Genomic DNA, 19,063 nt, shown 5'->3' with positions numbered 1-19,063 from the left:
AATATTAAATATGATAAAAAAATGGTTTATTACTGGAACGGATACAAATGTAGGAAAAACAATAGTATCAATATTTTTATTAAAAAAAGCTGCAACACTAGGATTTCATTCAGCTGGATATAAACCAGTGTCTAGCGGTTGTATACACACAATGTATGGATTACAGAATAGTGATGCGATACTGTTACAAAAATATAGTGTTTCTACATTACAATATCAAGAAATTAATCCATATACTTTTTATAATAGTATACCTCCTAATTTTATTAATTGTAAAAAAAATAATATTAGCTTTAAAAAACTATCCCATACATTACAAAGTATTCAAAAAAAAGCAAATTGGATTCTTATCGAAGGGATAGGGGGATGGGCTACACCAATATTTCGAAATATTACTTTATCTGAATGGATTAAAAAAGAAAATATTCCTGTTATGTTAGTTATTGCGATAAAATTAGGTTGTATTAATCATGCTATTTTAACATCCGAATCTATTGTTAAATCTGGTTTAAAATTTGCAGGCTGGTTTGCAAATTGCGCACATTATGAAAAATATTTTTTAAATTATATATATACAATAAAACAGTATATAAAAGCACCTTTTTTAGGTATGATTCCCCATATTAATAATATTAATAATATAAATGTAAATAATAATAATATTTTACTTCCCGAATAATACTAAAATATAATAAATATAGTTATGTATGTAAATTCATAACTATATGCAACAATTATTTATATACAGGATATTGTTTACATAATTCAAGAACTTGGTTTTTAATATTTAATATTTTTTTAAGGTTATCATAATCATGAATAATATCAATAATCCATTTTGCGATAATTTGCGATTCATATTCTTTCAAACCTCTTCTAGTAATAGCCGGTGTACCAATACGAATACCTGATGTAACAAAAGGATTATTTTTATCATTAGGAATACTATTTTTATTTACTGTAATATTTGCTAATTGTAAAATATCCTCTGCTTTTTTACCAGTTATGTTTTTATTATGTAAATTTATTAAAAAAAGATGATTATCTGTACCATTGGAAATAATATTAAAGTTTTGTTTTATAAACGTTTCAACCATAATTTTTGCATTCTTTAATATTTGCGTTTGATAAATTTTGAAATCTGGTTGTAATGCTTCTTGAAATGCTACTGCTTTAGCAGCAATAACATGCATCAAGGGACCACCTTGCATACCTGGAAAAACTGCAGAATTTAATTTTTTATAAAACATTTCATCTTGATTAGCTGAAAGAATTAAACCCCCTCTTGGTCCAGATAGTGTTTTATGTGTAGTTGTTGTAACTACATGAGCATGTTGTATAGGATTAGGATACAAATTTGCTGCAACTAATCCAGCTACATGCGCCATATCAATTAATAAATACGCTCCAATATTATTAGATATTTCGCGCATTTTTTTCCAATCTACATATCTTGAAAAAGAAGAAAATCCTCCAATAATCATTTTAGGTCTATGTTTTTTAGCAAGATATGCCAAATTTTCATAATCAATATTACCCGATTTATTTAAACCATATGTAATTGCATTATAAATTTTACCCGAATTATTTATTTTTGCGCCATGTGTTAAATGCCCTCCATGAGATAAATCCATGCCTAAAATTAGGTCACCAGGTTTTAATAAAGCCGAATATACTGCAAAATTTGCTTGAGATCCAGAATGTGGTTGCACATTCGCATAATCTGCTTGAAATAATTTCTTGGCACGATTTATTGCTAATATTTCAATATGATCAACAAAATTACAACCTCCATAATATCTTTTTCCAGGATATCCTTCAGCATATTTATTAGTTAATTGGGATCCTTGCGCTTGCATCACTGATAAACTAGCATAATTTTCTGAAGCAATTAATGCTATATTTTGTTCCTGTCGTAAAATTTCCTGTTTAATATAATACCATAATTCTGTGTCAGATTGTAAATTTAACGTTTTATATTGTAACATGTAAAATCCTTAAACAATAATAATATTTTATATATTTATATAAAAATATAAAATTGATATTTAATTTATAATAATTATATATTTTTCATAATACTATTTAATATGAAAATTAAAAAATTTTTTTATTATACAAATAATGTTACTTTCGTTTGCTGTGTTATGTTGATGATTAATAACATTATATATATTAATTGTATCATGCCCGTAAATAAATAATATTATCTTAGTAGAATATTTTTTCATATTATTCAATATTTTGTTTATTTGTTTAGATTGAAATTCTAATAATATTTTTAATTTAGGAAATTCATGTCTAATTTTTTCAGATATAAATATTACACGATTTATAATAGATTGGTTATTAAAAAAAATATAAATATCAGTCGTTATATTGTTTATAGAAAAAATATTCAATGATTTTACTAACAAAACTAAACGATCCATACCGATTGCTAAACCAACAGCTGGGGTATCTGGACCAAATAATCGTTTTACTAATGTATCATACCGACCACCTGCGCATATTGCGTTTTGTGATCCTATACAATTGGATTTCCATTCAAATACTGTATCATTATAATAATCTAATCCACGAATTAATTTATAATTTATAGTGTATGGAATATTCAATTCGATCATTAAATTACATAATTTCTCAAAACGCGATCTTGATTTTTTATTAATAAAGTCGATTAGGTTGGGTGCTTTTAATAACATACGTTGTATATTTTCATTTTTGCTATCTAAAATCCTTAAAGGATTTTTATGATATTGCTTAACTAAATTTTTATCACAAATAGATGTATGTTGTTTTAAAAAATTTAGTAGTTCTATTTGATATCTTGTTCTTTCAGAAAATAAACCAATAGAATTAATCTCTAATGTAATAGCATGTGTAATACCTAATTGTATCCACAATTTATTTATTAATATAATTAATTCCAATTCAATATCTAAATTTAAAAATCCAAAAGTTTCTAAACCAAATTGGTAAAATTGACGATATCGCCCTTTTTGAGGACGTTCATACCTAAACATAGGTCCATAATACCATAATTTTTGTTTTTGATGATATAACAGTTTATTTTGAATCACCGATCGTACACAACTTGTTGTTGCTTCTGGACGTAAAGTCATGCTATGATTATTTTTATCATTAAATGAATACATTTCTTTACTAACAATATCAGTCATATCTCCTATTGACGCTTGAAACAAAGTTGTTTTTTCTAATATAGGTAGCTTAATTTCAAAATAACCATAACTATATAGTATTTTTTTAAATATATTTTCTATTTTATTCCATATAATCGTATGTTCTGGAAGATAATCATGCATACCTTTGATAGATTGAAAAAAATAATTCACAAAATATTCCTATAGATATATAAATAATTAAAATATTTTTTTGATATAAAAAATCATATATTTATTCGATTGTACGATTACTGCCTGTTAATTGCCCGCATGCAGCTTGAATATCTTGACCTCTTGTTTTACGTATAGTAGTAATCAAACCTTTATTTATTAAATATTTAGAAAATGAATGTATTGTATTAATACTACTACATTGTAAATCACTATTTGGTAAGTAATTCCAAGGAATTAAATTAATTTTACTCGGTATTTTATGTAAAATTTTAACTAATTCCTTAGCATGTATAATGGAATCATTTATATTATGTAACATAATATATTCAATAGTTATACCATGCTTATTCAATTGTGATTGTTTAAAAAATTTCAATACTGATTCTAACAAAGCTGCAATATTATATTTTTTATTAATCGGCATTAATTGATTTCTAATCATATCATTTGATGCATGTAATGAAATAGCTAATTTTACATCATATGATTTAGATAATTGGTCTAAAGCCGGTACTATCCCTGCTGTTGATATGACGATTTTTTTTTTTGAAATACGAAACCCACATGAATCAGATATAATATTTAATGCAGTAATTACGTTATGTAAATTTAATAACGGTTCACCCATACCCATAAATACTATATTAGTAATGGGATAATGTATACAATGTATATTATTATTAATTTTTTGATATGCTAACCAAATTTGACCAACAATTTCTGAAACTAATAAATTGCGTGTAAATCCATTTATACCAGTTGCACAAAACTGACATTTTAAAGCACATCCTACTTGCGATGAAATACATAACGTACCTCTTTTTTTTTCAGGAATATATATTGTTTCAATCACTCCATTCGGTACAGAAATTAACCATTTAATTGTATAATCTTCAGATATTATTTCTTTGATTATATACGGAAATTCTATACAACTTACTTCTTTTAACTTACATCGCAACATGGTTGTTAGATTAGTCATATGATCAAAATTGGAACAAAAACGTTGATAGATCCAATGCATTATTTGATCCGCTCTAAAATTTTTTTCATTTATTGTATGCATAAAATTTCGCATTTTAGTACGGTCCAGATTTAATAAATTTACTTTTTTAATATTTGGATCATATGCATCAATATTCATAATTAATATAATTATTTTTTTTAAAACTTATTATAAAATTTTTCATATATTAAATATAATATAAATATGAAAATATATTAAATAATTTTTATATCTTATATATAAAATATTACAATTATTCTGTTAAATAAGGTAATAAACATTATCACATTGTTGTTATTAAAACTATAATGTATCAAATAACATCCAATATACAAACATAATATTAAAATTTTAAAGTGATATACGATAACATAAAAAATTTTTAAAATTATCATAAAAGACTATATAATAAGTATCAATTTTAATTAATAATATTTTTATTCAAAAGCAGGATAACTTATGTATCTCAATTTTTCAAATTTTTTATACAAGATTTGAAATTTTATATTAAATATATTGACTTATTAATTGTATAAATTAAGCTTTAAATTTATATAATAACTATCATTATTGGTTATTAACACCTGACATATCTAAAAATCAATGTATTACACTAATTAAAAAATAATTTGAAATAATATACTAATTATAATTTCCGTTAAAAAATATGATATATTAACATATTTTATATATTTTAAGTAATATATAATATTGTATATAATTTATTTATTAAATAATCATTCATAAATATTAATTGTATAAATTTATTATTAAATTAAATATATTATTTTAAATAATAATTTATACAACTGATAAGTTGTATTTTTATATAATATATGTTATTCATTTTTTTATATTTTTATAGTAAAATTCAATATTTTTAATATTATTATTAATAATGTCTTTTATAAAATTATATTATTATTTATACTGACAATAATGCATATAATATATACGGTTTTTATACATACAATATATCCATGTACTACATATTTTTACTTGGTTATTATAATAATAATATATTCATATATTAGTAATAAGAAAAATATTTTTATAGAATATTTTACTGCATTTAAATAGATTGATAAAAATTATATGTAGTCTGACTATTTAAACAATAACTTTTATATCTTTCAAAAAATAGACAAAAACATAACAATTATTATTACTTTTATATAAAAAAGTAAATTAAATCAATACAATATATATATTATAATATATAAGTTATCTTCCGTTTTATTATAAATTAAGTAAATATAATAATATAAATAAAATAATTGTAAATATATTTTTTTTATATTATTTTTATATTAATAATAAATTTTTAATTTTTTTTTTATTAAAAAATTAATCATAAAAGTTTACCCAGACAATATGATTATGATAAAAAATCATATAATCATGATTGATTATAAATATGAGAAAAATATTACAAAAATTATATTCTTTACAACAATTAAATGAATATGAAAGTTATTATTTATTTAAAAAAATTATAAAAAATAAAATATCTACAATCAAATTAACAGCAATATTAATTGCAATGAAAGTACGTACAGTATCTATAAATGAAATTATAGGTGCTGTAAAAGCATGTCATAAATATGCAAGACCATTCTTAAAACCTAAATATCCATTTGCTGATATTGCAGGTACTGGAGGAGATAATGCTAATACAATCAATATATCTACAGCAAGTGCTATATTAGCCGCTTCTCTTGGATGTAAAATTATTAAACATTGTAATCATGGCATATCGAGTAACCTTGGTTCTGCAGATATTCTAAAAAAAAATAATATTAATATCAACATTAATGCTCAGAATTCTAAAAAACAATTAGATGATTTGAATATTTGTTTTTTATATGCACCACAATATCACCCAGGTTTTCAGAAAGTCACACAAATAAGAAAAGAATTACATACTAGAACTATATTTAATTTATTGGGGCCATTATTAAATCCATCTAAACCTAATTTTTCTGTTATTGGAGTATATTCTCCACATTTAATATTGCCATTCGCAAAAATTTTAAATCAATTAAATTATGAACGAGCAATTATTTTACATAGTGGCGGCATGGATGAAATTACATTACATGATATTACGCATATAGCTGAAATAAATTGCGGCAAAATTATTACGTATACATTATATCCAGAAGACTTTGGTATTAATAGAATATTAAAATCTTCAATTCAGAAAAATACGATTACAGAAAATTGTCATCTTTTTCATAATGTAAGCAAAGGTTTTGGTGATATTGAATATCAATATTTAATCGCAATTAATACAGCTATTTTATTGAAACTTTTCGGGTATGAAAATCTTAAAATTAATACAAAAATAGCCCTTCAAAAAATACAAAGCGGAGCCATTGATCAACATATAAAAATAATATCTACAAGAGATCTATTATGAAAAAAAACATATTACAAGATATATTATATGATAAAATAGAATGGTTAAAGTATCAGAAAAATATGCAACCATTAAAAAATATAAAAAATAATATTATTACCTCAAAACGCAGTTTTTACCAATCATTACAAACACAATATCCAAATTTTATTTTAGAAATTAAAAAAGCTTCTCCATCAAAGGGTATAATTAACACTAATATTAATATCGAAAATATTGTAAAATGTTATAAACGACATGCCACAATAATTTCTGTTTTAACTGATAAAAAATACTTTTCCGGTACATTTGAACGTATGCATAAAATTAGTACACTTGTCAAACAACCGATATTATGTAAAGATTTTTTTATTGACTCATATCAAATATATTTAGCACGATATTATAATGCTGATGCTGTTTTATTAATGTTATCAGTATTAGATGATTCGCAATATACATTACTTGCTAATCTTGCTCATACAATGAAAATGGGTATTTTAACTGAAATTAACAATATTGTTGAATTAAAACGCGCAATTAATTTAAAAGCTCAAGTTATTGGTATTAATAATCGCAATTTACGTACTTTAAATATTGATATTAATACAACATATGAACTTGCTCCATTGGTACCAAAGGATAAAATAATCATTAGTGAGTCTGGTTTTTATCATAATAGACAAATTAAAAAACTAAAAAAAATAGTACATGGTTTTTTAATTGGATCTTCAATCATGAAAGCTAAAAATATCGATTTAAAAGTCAATAGTCTTTTGTTTGGAAAAAATAAAGTTTGCGGTTTAACACGACCAAAAGATGCTAATAGATCACAAAAATTAGGTGCTGTATATGGAGGTTTAATATTTATTCCAAATTCACCACGAAATATTCAAGATCATACTGCACAAACTATAATTGAATCAACAAAATTAAAATATGTAGGAGTTTTTCAAAACGAAAATATCGAAAAAGTTCAATATTTATCTCAAAAATATAATTTATATGCAATACAATTACATGGTCATGAAAATGCAGAATATATTCGCGTGTTACGAAAAAAAATATCATGCAATATTCAAATTTGGAAAGCGGTATGTATTGAAAATAATGTACAGAAACTAGATTTTACAGATATTAATTATTATTTATTTGATAATTTATATGGAGGTAGCGGTACTTGTTTTAATTGGGAAAAAACAAAACAATATAATCTAGATAAAGTCTTTTTATCTGGGGGGTTATCACATAACAATTGTATAGAAGCATCTAAATTACATTGTTTTGGATTAGATTTTAACTCCAAATTGGAAAAAAAACCTGGTATTAAAGATTATCATAAACTAAAAATTTTATTTCAAAAATTAAAATTATTATAAATAAATAACAGTATTTATATTATATGATATAAGTTTATAACATAGGAAACAGTTTTAAATGAATTTATTAAACCCATATTTTGGAGATTTTGGTGGTATGTATGTACCCCAAATTTTAGTACCAGCACTACAACAATTAGAGCATTATTTCGTTAAATCACAAAATGATGTATCGTTTCAAAACCAATTAGCACACTTATTAAAAAACTATGCAGGTCGACCAACACCATTAACATTATGTCAGAATATTACTAAAAATACAAAAACACAATTATATTTAAAACGAGAAGATTTATTACATGGTGGAGCTCATAAAACTAATCAAGTATTGGGACAAGCGTTATTAGCCAAACAAATGAATAAAACAAGTGTTCTTGCAGAAACCGGAGCAGGACAACATGGTATAGCAACTGCATTTGCTTGTGCGTTATTAAATTTAAAATGTCGTATTTATATGGGCAGTAAAGATATTAAACGACAATCTATTAACGTATTAAAAATGAAATTAATGGGTGCAGAAGTTATTCCAGTATATAATGGATCAGGTACGCTAAAAGATGCTTGTAATGAAGCTTTACGAGATTGGTCTGAAAATTATACACATAGTCATTATATGCTCGGAACTGTAGCAGGACCACATCCGTATCCTATTATGGTACGTGAATTTCAAAAAATTATCGGAATAGAAACAAAACAACAAATTTTACACGAATCATCAAACTTGCCGGATAAAATTATCGCTTGTGTGGGCGGGGGTTCAAACGCCATAGGCATATTTCATGAATTTATAGATGATAAAGTTCAATTGATTGGTATTGAACCAGGTGGTACAGGTCCTCTAACAGGTCAACATGGCGCACCATTACAATATGGACAGACTGGAATTTACTTTGGGATGAAATCTGCAATTATGCAAAATCAAGATGGACAAATTCAAAAATCACATTCTATTTCTGCAGGATTAGATTTTCCATCTGTTGGCCCAGAACATGCCTGGCTGCATTCTATAGGTCGAGTACAATACTTTACAGTAACAGATCAAGAAGCATTAAATGCATTTATTGATTTATGTAAATTTGAAGGTATAATTCCAGCGTTAGAATCTGCACATGCTATTGCTTATGCACTAAAAATTATACGTCAAAACCCGAGTAAAAAACAAAGTATTATTGTGAATTTATCTGGCAGAGGCGATAAGGATATAAATACAATACATGAAAATATTTTAAATAAAAGGATTAATCATGTTAAGATATAGTCATATGTTTCAAAAAATGAAATTATTAAATGAAGGTTGTTTTGTACCATTTGTTACGATAGGAGATCCTTCAATTAGTATTTTTTATCGTATTATTGATACCCTGATTGAATCCGGGGCCAATGCATTAGAATTAGGAATACCATTCTCAGATCCATTAGCAGATGGTATTATTGTACAAAATGCAAATTTACGTGCATTATCTAATAATATAACGATTCTACAGTGTTTTGAAATCTTACATGTATTACGAAGTAAATATCCCACTATACCAATTGGTATATTAGTTTATGCAAATATTATTTTTAAGCAAGGTATTAAAAAATTTTATGAAAATTGTAAATATGTTGATATAGATTCCGTATTAATACCAGATGTTCCAATAGAAGAATGTAAAATATTTAAAAAATACGCACAAGAAAATAATATCTCTTCGGTTTTTATTTGTCCGCCGAATGCTAACATAAATTTAATTAAAAAAATAGCAGAACAAAGCGATGAATATGTTTATTTAATTTCACGTTCTGGAGTAACAGGTCACGTACAACAAACATATGATCCAAATATTAATATTATCAAACAATTAAAAAAATATCATGCTGCACCTATTTTACATGGTTTTGGTATTTCAAAAACATCACAAATTAAAAAATCGTTATCATTAGGTACAAGTGGCGTAATTTGCGGATCAATTATTATTGCATTAATTGATAAATATCAGAATAATAATATTTTAATAAACAAAATTTCAGAATTATCAAGAAAATTAAAAAATGCTACAAAAAATCCTGTATTTATAAAATAATTAGTTTTAATATTACAATTATGTAATATTAATAATTTTTCACTCAAATTATAAAAATTTTTATTTTACTAATAATTATTTATATAGTAAATTTCACAATATAAATTTTACAAATATTATGAATAATACAACAATCATCACGATACTAAATATAGTAATATTTTTATTTATTTTGATAAATTGCATTAAAATCTTTGTTATAACTGTGATTTTTCCTATTATATTATGTTTAATATTATTTATAATACGTTTTTTAAAAAAAGTAAAAATTTATGAAATATTAAAATTTAATAATTTTAAAAATATAAAAATAGTTTTTTTTTTAACATTTATAATATGTTTTATATTCATTAATTTAAAACAATTATCTTATTTTTACATAATATTATCATATATTATAACTAGTATCTTATACATGTGTTATGCTATAATATTATATTTAGTCTTAAAAATATTTTTTAAAATATGTACATAAATTGTTTATAATTTTTTTAGCATATTAGTTAAAATATGCAATTTATTTAAATTATAATATTCTTAAAACACACATATTCTTTAATATTAATAACATATATATCATAACGTTTTAAATATAAAAAATATATTTTTATTTATTTAATTTTATTAAAAAAAGTATATAAAACTATACAATCATATGATTAAAAATCTGTTTTATAAAAAATATGAGACATATATTTAAGAGTGTTTAATAATTATTGTGATATGATTCTTATAATATATTATAAAATTACAAATCATACAAAAATAATTTTTTTAAAAATTTTTTTTTGGCATGATATGACCCATTTTATTAATCTTAGTATTTAAGTATTTTTCATTTTTAGGATTATGCGGTACAATTAAATTAATTCGTTTTACAACATTAATCCCAGAATCATTTAAAATTTTTACTTTTATCGGATTATTTGTTAATAAGTGTATTTGATAAATATGCATTAATTTTAATATATCTGAACATATGGTAAAATCTCGTTCATCTGCTGAAAATCCCAATTTATGATTTGCTTCAACTGTATCTAGTCCATGATCTTGTAAATTATATGCTTTAATTTTATTTAATAAACCTATATTCCTACCTTCTTGTCGATGATATATTAATATACCACTACCTAGCTTAGCAATTAACATTAATGAGGTTTTCAATTGTTCTCCACAATCACATCTTAAACTAAATAAGGCATCCCCGGTTAAACATTCTGAATGAATTCTCACTAAAACTGGTTTTGTATTATCTATTTTACCATAGGTTAATACCACATGATTTTTATCATTAATTTTTTCTTTAAAACCAATAATCTTAAATTCGCCCCATATAGTGGGTAAAATAGCATCTTGTATACGTTCAATTTTCATATTTGCTCGACTGAAATAATTATATTATTACTGAGAATGAATATAGTTTAGTATTTTATGTAATGCCTGAACAGGATTAGGTGTATTTGTAATAGCTCGGCCTAAAACAATATAATCAATTTCATAATTTTTAATTTCTTCAATATATGTAATTAAATTCTGATCATTTTTATCATTCTGGATCAATCTTACACCAGGGACAATAATTTTAAAATCATTACCTAAAATTTTTTTTATTTTTTTTGATACATAACCAGGACATACAATTCCATTTAATTTATGTAATTGAGCTAATTCTGCTAATTTTACAATATAATTTGATAAAGAGAGCGATATACCAATTTGTGATAAATTAAAATTTGTAAAACTAGTTAATGCAGTAATCGCAATTAACAAAGGTGGATTAACAAAATTATTTAATGCTAATCGTGCATGTTCCATCATATTACTACCTCCAGATGCATGAATGCTTGTCATCCATACCCCTAATTCTGCAATTGATATTAAGGATTTAAAAACAATATTTGGAATATCATATAATTTTAAATCAACAAAAATATCAAAATGTAATTTTTTTATTTCTTTTATTAACTGTATCCCAAATTTAACAAACATACAATGTCCAATTTTTAACTTAAAAATATTTGGGTCAATTTTATCGATTAATTCAAAAATAGATTTTTTATTGTCATAATCTAATGCTATAATAATGCCAGGATTTTTCTTATTGCAATTAATTTTTGACATATTATTCCTAAATAAGATTAAATCTTATGTGTTATATAATTGGTAATATCATCATACAATAAATATTATTTTATTTGTAAATTTGCATGATATGAAGATCGTACTAAAGGACCGCAAAAAGCTTTATGAAAACCCATTGATAAAGCTTCATTATGATACTGTTGAAATTCCAATGGCGGAATATATCGTTGTACTTGTAAATGTTGCTTACTAGGTTGTAAATATTGACCTAAGGTTAACATAGTCACACCATTTGATCGTAAATCACGTAATACTTGTAAAATCTCTTTCTCTGTTTCTCCTAATCCTAACATTAAACCAGATTTAGTGGGGACGGTAGAATTTTTTTTTTTAAAATAATTTAATAAATATAATGATTTTTTATAATTTGCTCCAGGTCTAATAATTTTATATAATCGAGGAACGTTCTCTAAATTATGATTAAAAACATCAGGAGGATGATTAGATATAATATCAATAGATTGTGTTAACGATTGTCGAAAATCTGGAACTAAAATTTCAATTTGAATTTTATTATTATTACGTAAATATTGTATACATTTTAAAAAATGATTTGCCCCACCATCTTTTAAATCATCTCTATTAACTGAAGTCAGTACGATATATTTAATACCTAATTTTAATACTGTTTCTGATATTTTTTTCGGTTCATCAAAATCAATAATATTAGGTCTACCTTTTTTAACAGCACAAAAAGGACATTTTCTAGTACAAATATTACCTAAAATCATAAATGTTGCAGTATGATTATTAAAACACTCAGTGATATTTGGGCAACAGGCTTCTTCACAAACAGTGTTTAAATTATTTTCTCGAATAATATATTTTAAGCGATTAATATCATGAAATGATTTTGGTAATTTAATTTTAATCCATTTTGGTTTAGGTAATATATATTCCTGATTATAATATTTTTGTTTTTCGTAATTGTAAGCCATAAAATTTCCAATTGTATTAATACAATATAATATCGAATACTATCTTTTAATTCATTAAAAACTATGTAATATGCTAAATCAATTTTATATTAAAGAATGAATAAAAATTTTTAATTAAAATATTTTTAACTTCATTCATAGATATATTATGTTTTATTTGACATATTTGAGTCATAATAATCGTACTATCACCACATGGATGAATATATTGAAATGGTGTTAAATCCATTTTAACATTTAAAGCAAATCCATGTAAAGAATAATATTTTATAATACGTAATCCAATCGAACAAATTTTTTTATGTTCTACAAAAATCCCTGATTTTTTACTACTACCAATAATTTTCAAAGTATATAATGTATTTAAGACTACGTGTTCAATTAATAATAGAAGTTTTCTAATATGCATGTTTAATCTTTTTAAATTTAATAACAAATATACAATTTGTTGTCCTGGACCATGATATGTAATTTTTCCACCACGATTAGTACATACAACTGGAATATTATTAATGCATTTTATATTATTATGACGAATTAATCCTTGTGTATAAATTGGATCATGTTCTACAAACCAAATTTCATCTATTGTATTTTTTGTACGTAAATTAGTAAACTCACACATACGATGAAAAACATCTTGCCATGAAGATTTAGGTAAAAATTTGATAATAATATATGGTTTTTTAAAATTACTATTAAAAATATTCATATATAATATAAAAATATTTTATGTGAAAATAATATCACTTTTTATAAAATTTTAGTAAAAATAATTTTCATGCTTGCAATAATAAATTCAATACCAAGTGACATTAATAATAAACCCATAATTTTTGTTAAAATATTAATACCGGTAGATCCAAGTACTTTAATGAAGTATGGTGCCATTTTAAATAGGAACCAACATAAGAATGCAAATAATACTATTACTACAACACAGCCAATAATATTATTCCAATTAGAGTGATGAGTACTCCATATAATAGTTGAACTAATCGCTCCAGGACCAGCAATTAATGGCATAGCTAAAGGTATAATACTAATATTTTCTTTATTATATAAAACTTTATTTTTATTTTTTTTTTTTATTAAATTATTTATTAACGTTCCATTAATCATATCAATTGCAATACTAATAATTAATACCCCGCCAGCAATACGAAAAGATTCTATAGAAATATCAAAAAGATTCAAAATAATATGACCAATAGATAATGAAATCACTAAAATACACGCAGCAGTAATATTTGCCATGGTATTTATTTTATTTCTTTCTTGATTTGAATAAAAACCAGTCATTCCTATAAAAATAGGAATCATACCAATAGGATTAATTATAGCAAATAATCCTACAAAAAAATGCAAATAAATTGAAAAATTTGTATGTAAACTCTCCAAAACAATCTCCTAAATTATATGAATTTTTCATAAAATTATATATTATTTCCTTCAATATAATTAAAATGTTAAATAATGACGTTATTACATAAAATAATACAAACATTTGTTATAATATCATTTAAACACATGGTTTTGCTATAATAAGACGTTCTTCAATCTTTAGCTCAGTAATTATAACTGTAATAATATTCGAAACACGATATACTTCTTTATTATTTAAATATAAGATTCCATTTTTTTGATCACAAATTAATTCTTTTTTAATATTGGAAATATACATTATTGGAATAAATACTTTTGCACCATTAATTAATATTCGAGCTTTTATACCAGATGGTAAAATATCAAAAATTTTTGCTTTAAAAATTTGATTTATATGATTATTTTTTTGAAAAAAAATTATGTATAACCAATTCTCGATATTATTTTTAATCACTTTATGTAAACGCTTACAATGTACTATATTTAATATAGTATTTTGACTCGGTTTAATAGAAGGAGTTCCTAAAATAACATTTTTTAATAATCTATGATTAATCATATCACTATATTTACGTATTGGAGATGTCCATGTTAAATATTCTTCTAATCCTAAAGAAAAATGTGGTTTTGGTGTTATACTCAAAGTTCCTAAAGACTGGTATCTTCGAATTCTGTTATCAATATAACAGTTTGGTAAAGTATTTAATATACGATGTAATTCACAGAAACCTATTAGTGTAGTAATTTTTTTATCATGCATATTAATGCCATGATTTTTCAAAATTAACGCAACATGCTTTGAATTAATAACATTAAAACCAGAATGAATATTATAAATACCAAACCCTAAATTTTTTGACAAAAATTTAGCCGCGCTAATATTTGCAATAAGCATAGCTTCCTCAATCATTTTATGCGCAATATTTCTGTATTTGATAGAAATTTTTATAATATCCTGATTATTTGAAAAATGAAACTTGTATTCCGGATTATCTTTAAATATTACTGCATATTTTTTTCGCCATAATATTCTTCTTAAACATAATTGATGTAGTAAATTTAATTGATTCGCAATATCTATTGTATTGGGTTTCCTAACTACCATACCTTGTATCCAATTTGATACGTGATTATAATTTAATTTTGCATGAGAACGGATCCAAGCTAAAAAAAAAATAATATTCTCATTAATATATCCAAATTTATTAATACTGACTTTACAGGCTAAAACTGGTTTTTTTTTATTTGGATGTAAAGCAAATATATCTTCTGATAATTCTTTAGGTAACATAGGAATATTAAAACCAGGTAAATAATTTGTAAACAACCGTTTAGAAGCAAGAATATCTAACGTACTACCTGGACTAATATAAGCAGTAGGATCTGCAATTGCAATAATCATTTTAATTTCTTGATTATTACTTTTTTTTAAAAATAAAGCATCATCTATATCTTTAGTATTTTCATCATCAATAGTAATAAATTTTAAATGTGTTAAATCCTTTCTAAAGATTTTATTATTAAAACATGTGTCATAAGATGGTATCTTAGGCAATTTATATTCTATATTATAATGTGATAAAATTACTTTCCAGGGTAAACGTTTATCATCTTTCGAAACAATAAATGTCAGTAATTTTGCATGAAATTCTTGATAAGATTGTAATTTATGATGTAATAATTTTGCAAAAAACCAATTACCATGTTTAATATTTGGTAATGTAATACTATCAAAATTACATCGAATTAATTCATTTAAAAAAGGATAGTTAGGTTGAATAAAAAAATTTAATCCTATTTGTTTGATATTTCCAATAAAAATGTTTAAAAATGCTTTAATTAATCCTAACGGTTTAGCAAAATATTTATCCTTTTTTTTAACAAGTCTAACTAAAATTTTGTCTCCATGCATAACACGATGAATATATTTTTCAGGAATAAAATAATGCCCTTTATTCTGCGCTCGTAAAAAACCAAATTTTTTATTATATTTCTTTACAATTCCAATAATATCTGTTGAATGTATGTTTTTTTTGTTTGTTAATGTACTAATTGTATTTTTTATTTTCAACATATAATAATTCCACAATATTTAAGAATAAAAACTATCTATTCATCATACATTAATATAAGTGATTCATAGTGGATATACTAAAACCTCCATCAACATAAATTACTTGACCGGTAATTCCGCTAGATAAATTAGAACATAAAAAAGCAGCAGTATTTCCAATTTCATCAATTGTGACTAATCTCTTAATAGGAGAAAAATTTTTTGCATTTGTTAATATTTTTTTAAAATTTGGAATACTATAAGAAGAAATTGTTTGTACGGGTCCAGCAGAAATTGCATTAATTCTAAATTTATTTTTAATAACACTATTTGCTATGTATTTTACATTAGATTCTAAAGACGCTTTTGCAACACCCATAACATTATAATACGGTATTGCTATTGTTGATCCTAAATATGTTAATGTAACAATTGCAGAGCTAGGGTTTAATCTATTATGACATTCTTGTATCATAGCAACTAAACTATATGAAGTCATATAGTTTGTTTTAATAAAATCTTTTTTATTAATTGAATGTATATAATTATTTGAGAATTGTTTTTTTGGAGCGTATGCAATAGCATGTACAAAACCATCAAAATGATCCCAATATTTAAATAAATTTATAAATAATTTTTTAATATTATATTGATTCAAAAAATTACACGTTATAACAATATTTGAATTAAAACTTTCAGCAATTTTTTGAATTTTGTTTTTATTCTTTTTATTTAAACAAGTGAATGCTAAAGATGCACGTTGTTGATTCATTGCCTTAGCTATGCCATATGCAATAGAAAATTTATTTAAAAGACCGGTAATTAAAAATTTTTTATTTTTTAAAAATCCCATGCCGCTCCTTACTATAAATGATATTTATATATATAATGAATTATACTGTCTAAAATTTAATAACATATATTTTATTAATATAATTTTTCAACTAACGTACTTGAATAACCAATATAATTATTAGGATTAATTTTTTTTAATTTTTCTTTTTCAAATTCTGGAATATTTAATTGATTGATATATTGATAAATATGATCTCTAGTAATAATTTGTTGTCTTGTTAATTTTTTTAATTTTTCATATGAATCTGGAATACCAAAACGACGCATAACGGTTTGAATTGGTTCAGCTAATAATTGCCATTTATCACATAAATCTTTTTTAATATTTTTATAATTTACGTCTATTTTTTTTAAACCTAATAATATAGAATCATAAGCAACACATGAATAACCAAATACTACACCCATATTTCGTAATATTGTTGAATCACTAAGATCACGTTGCCATCTTGATATTGGCAATTTTAATATCATATGGTTCATAATCGCATTTGATAAGCCAAGATTACCTTCGGATTTCTCAAAATGAATTGGGTTAATTTTATGAGGCATAGTAGAAGATCCGATTTCAGATTCTATAACTTTTTGATTAAAATAATTTAGTGTAATATACCCCCATATATCTTGATTAAAATTAATTAAAATTGTATTAAAACGTATGATACAACTAAATATTTCAGAAATATAATCATGCGGTTCTATTTGTGTAGTATATGGATTCCATTGCAAATTTAAACTAGTAACAAAATTTTGACTAATTTTATGCCAATCTATATTCTGATAAGCAGCTATATGAGCATTATAACCCCCAGTTGCACCATTTATTTTTCCTAAAATAGTAATATTGTTTAATTGTAGTAATTGCCGTTTTAATCGATAGTAAAAATTACTTATAATTTTACCCAAGGTAGACGGTGTTGCAGGTTGCCCATGTGTTCTGGATAACATGCTAATATTTTTACAATCATATGCTAATGATTTAATAGAAGATAAAATTTTTTTCCAATATGGTATTAAAATTTCAAATATAGTTTTTTTAATCATGCATGCATATGCTAAATTATTAATATCATCTGATGTGCAAGCAAAATGTATAAAATTAACTATAGATTCATAATTACGTATTTTAAAAGAAATTTTTTTTTTTAAAAAATATTCAATAGCTTTTACATCATGTTGTGTAGTTTTTTCAATATTTTTAATTTCTAAAGCATCTTCGTAATTGAAATTTTTGATTATATCATTTAATATTTTATTTACATGATTATCAAAACGCGGCAATTCAATAATATCCTCAATCATAGATAATTTCTGTAACCAACGTATTTCAATTTTTAATCGAAATTTTAAAAAACCATATTCACTAAATATATTTTTTAACATTAATGTATTTTGATGATATCTACCGTCGATTGGCGAAATTGCTGATAAAAAAAAATTATTCATATGTAAACATCCTACATTACAGAATACGTGTTATT

General features: G+C 23.6%; 16 protein-coding genes. 5 read left to right on the top strand and 11 right to left on the bottom strand.

The features are described from left to right. Positions 1 to 10: 10 nt before the first annotated feature. Entirely contained in the window at positions 11 to 679 is a 669-nt protein-coding gene (gene bioD, locus RJT54_RS00995) for a dethiobiotin synthase (RefSeq protein WP_343128003.1), read from the top strand. A 55-nt stretch (positions 680 to 734) separates the two neighbouring features. On the opposite strand, the gene glyA is transcribed toward bioD, so the two are convergent. The 3 genes from glyA to rlmN form a co-directional block, all read right to left on the bottom strand. Next, the gene (glyA, locus tag RJT54_RS00990) at positions 735 to 1,988 is read right to left on the bottom strand and encodes a serine hydroxymethyltransferase (RefSeq protein ID WP_343128002.1); all 1,254 of its coding nucleotides are present in this window, start codon (positions 1,986 to 1,988) and stop codon (positions 735 to 737) included. Between the two features lie 93 nt (positions 1,989 to 2,081). Beyond that, the gene (gene hisS / locus RJT54_RS00985) at positions 2,082 to 3,356 is read right to left on the bottom strand and encodes a histidine--tRNA ligase (RefSeq protein WP_343128001.1); all 1,275 of its coding nucleotides are present in this window, start codon (positions 3,354 to 3,356) and stop codon (positions 2,082 to 2,084) included. Positions 3,357 to 3,417: 61 nt separating this feature from the next. Beyond that, the gene (rlmN, locus tag RJT54_RS00980; RefSeq protein WP_343128000.1) at positions 3,418 to 4,503 is read right to left on the bottom strand and encodes a 23S rRNA (adenine(2503)-C(2))-methyltransferase RlmN; all 1,086 of its coding nucleotides are present in this window, start codon (positions 4,501 to 4,503) and stop codon (positions 3,418 to 3,420) included. A 1,279-nt stretch (positions 4,504 to 5,782) separates the two neighbouring features. On the opposite strand from rlmN, the gene trpD reads away from it, so the two are divergent. The 4 genes from trpD to trpA are packed head-to-tail and all read left to right on the top strand — an operon-like array spanning position 5,783 to position 10,208. Further along, positions 5,783 to 6,787 (top strand): anthranilate phosphoribosyltransferase, encoded by a 1,005-nt coding sequence (gene trpD / locus RJT54_RS00975; RefSeq protein ID WP_343128363.1) that lies wholly within the window; start codon positions 5,783 to 5,785, stop codon positions 6,785 to 6,787. Then, complete coding sequence (gene trpCF / locus RJT54_RS00970; protein ID WP_343128362.1) at positions 6,784 to 8,145, top strand: bifunctional indole-3-glycerol-phosphate synthase TrpC/phosphoribosylanthranilate isomerase TrpF; 1,362 nt, start codon at positions 6,784 to 6,786, stop codon at positions 8,143 to 8,145. The genes trpD and trpCF overlap by 4 nt, the downstream gene beginning before the upstream one ends. Positions 8,146 to 8,203: 58 nt before the next feature. Continuing rightward, positions 8,204 to 9,403, top strand: a complete 1,200-nt coding sequence (gene trpB / locus RJT54_RS00965) for a tryptophan synthase subunit beta (RefSeq protein ID WP_343128361.1) — start codon at positions 8,204 to 8,206, stop codon at positions 9,401 to 9,403. Continuing rightward, complete coding sequence (trpA, locus tag RJT54_RS00960) at positions 9,390 to 10,208, top strand: tryptophan synthase subunit alpha (protein WP_343128360.1); 819 nt, start codon at positions 9,390 to 9,392, stop codon at positions 10,206 to 10,208. Before trpB ends, trpA begins: the two co-directional genes overlap by 14 nt. Before the next feature lie 774 nt (positions 10,209 to 10,982). On the opposite strand, the gene ribA is transcribed toward trpA, so the two are convergent. The 8 genes from ribA to purB all read right to left on the bottom strand — a co-directional run bounded on the left by ribA (position 10,983) and on the right by purB (position 19,028). Further along, positions 10,983 to 11,582, bottom strand: a complete 600-nt coding sequence (gene ribA / locus RJT54_RS00955; protein ID WP_343128359.1) for a GTP cyclohydrolase II — start codon at positions 11,580 to 11,582, stop codon at positions 10,983 to 10,985. A 27-nt stretch (positions 11,583 to 11,609) separates the two neighbouring features. Next, a complete protein-coding gene (pyrF, locus tag RJT54_RS00950; RefSeq protein WP_343128358.1) occupies positions 11,610 to 12,329 on the bottom strand; it encodes an orotidine-5'-phosphate decarboxylase in 720 nt (239 codons plus the stop codon). A 65-nt stretch (positions 12,330 to 12,394) separates the two neighbouring features. Further along, positions 12,395 to 13,288: a lipoyl synthase gene (gene lipA, locus RJT54_RS00945; protein ID WP_343128357.1), complete on the bottom strand. Its 894-nt coding sequence runs from the start codon at positions 13,286 to 13,288 to the stop codon at positions 12,395 to 12,397. Positions 13,289 to 13,361: 73 nt separating this feature from the next. Further along, positions 13,362 to 14,000, bottom strand: coding sequence for a lipoyl(octanoyl) transferase LipB (gene lipB / locus RJT54_RS00940; protein WP_343128356.1), 639 nt, complete (start codon positions 13,998 to 14,000; stop codon positions 13,362 to 13,364). Positions 14,001 to 14,041: 41 nt separating this feature from the next. Beyond that, the gene (locus tag RJT54_RS00935) at positions 14,042 to 14,689 is read right to left on the bottom strand and encodes a YchE family NAAT transporter (protein WP_428994176.1); all 648 of its coding nucleotides are present in this window, start codon (positions 14,687 to 14,689) and stop codon (positions 14,042 to 14,044) included. Between the two features lie 121 nt (positions 14,690 to 14,810). Beyond that, a complete protein-coding gene (locus RJT54_RS00930; RefSeq protein WP_343128355.1) occupies positions 14,811 to 16,748 on the bottom strand; it encodes an exoribonuclease II in 1,938 nt (645 codons plus the stop codon). A gap of 49 nt (positions 16,749 to 16,797) precedes the next feature. Then, positions 16,798 to 17,580: an enoyl-ACP reductase FabI gene (locus RJT54_RS00925; RefSeq protein ID WP_343128354.1), complete on the bottom strand. Its 783-nt coding sequence runs from the start codon at positions 17,578 to 17,580 to the stop codon at positions 16,798 to 16,800. 74 nt (positions 17,581 to 17,654) lie between these two features. After that, the gene (gene purB / locus RJT54_RS00920) at positions 17,655 to 19,028 is read right to left on the bottom strand and encodes an adenylosuccinate lyase (RefSeq protein WP_343128353.1); all 1,374 of its coding nucleotides are present in this window, start codon (positions 19,026 to 19,028) and stop codon (positions 17,655 to 17,657) included. Positions 19,029 to 19,063: the final 35 nt, after the last annotated feature.

The sequence above is a fragment of the Buchnera aphidicola (Takecallis taiwana) genome, assembly GCF_039355125.1.
In the GTDB taxonomy this organism is placed as follows: domain Bacteria; phylum Pseudomonadota; class Gammaproteobacteria; order Enterobacterales; family Enterobacteriaceae; genus Buchnera_L; species Buchnera_L aphidicola_AG.
Note: the sequence above shows the minus strand (reverse complement) of the source record. Positions and strands in the feature narration are given on the sequence as shown.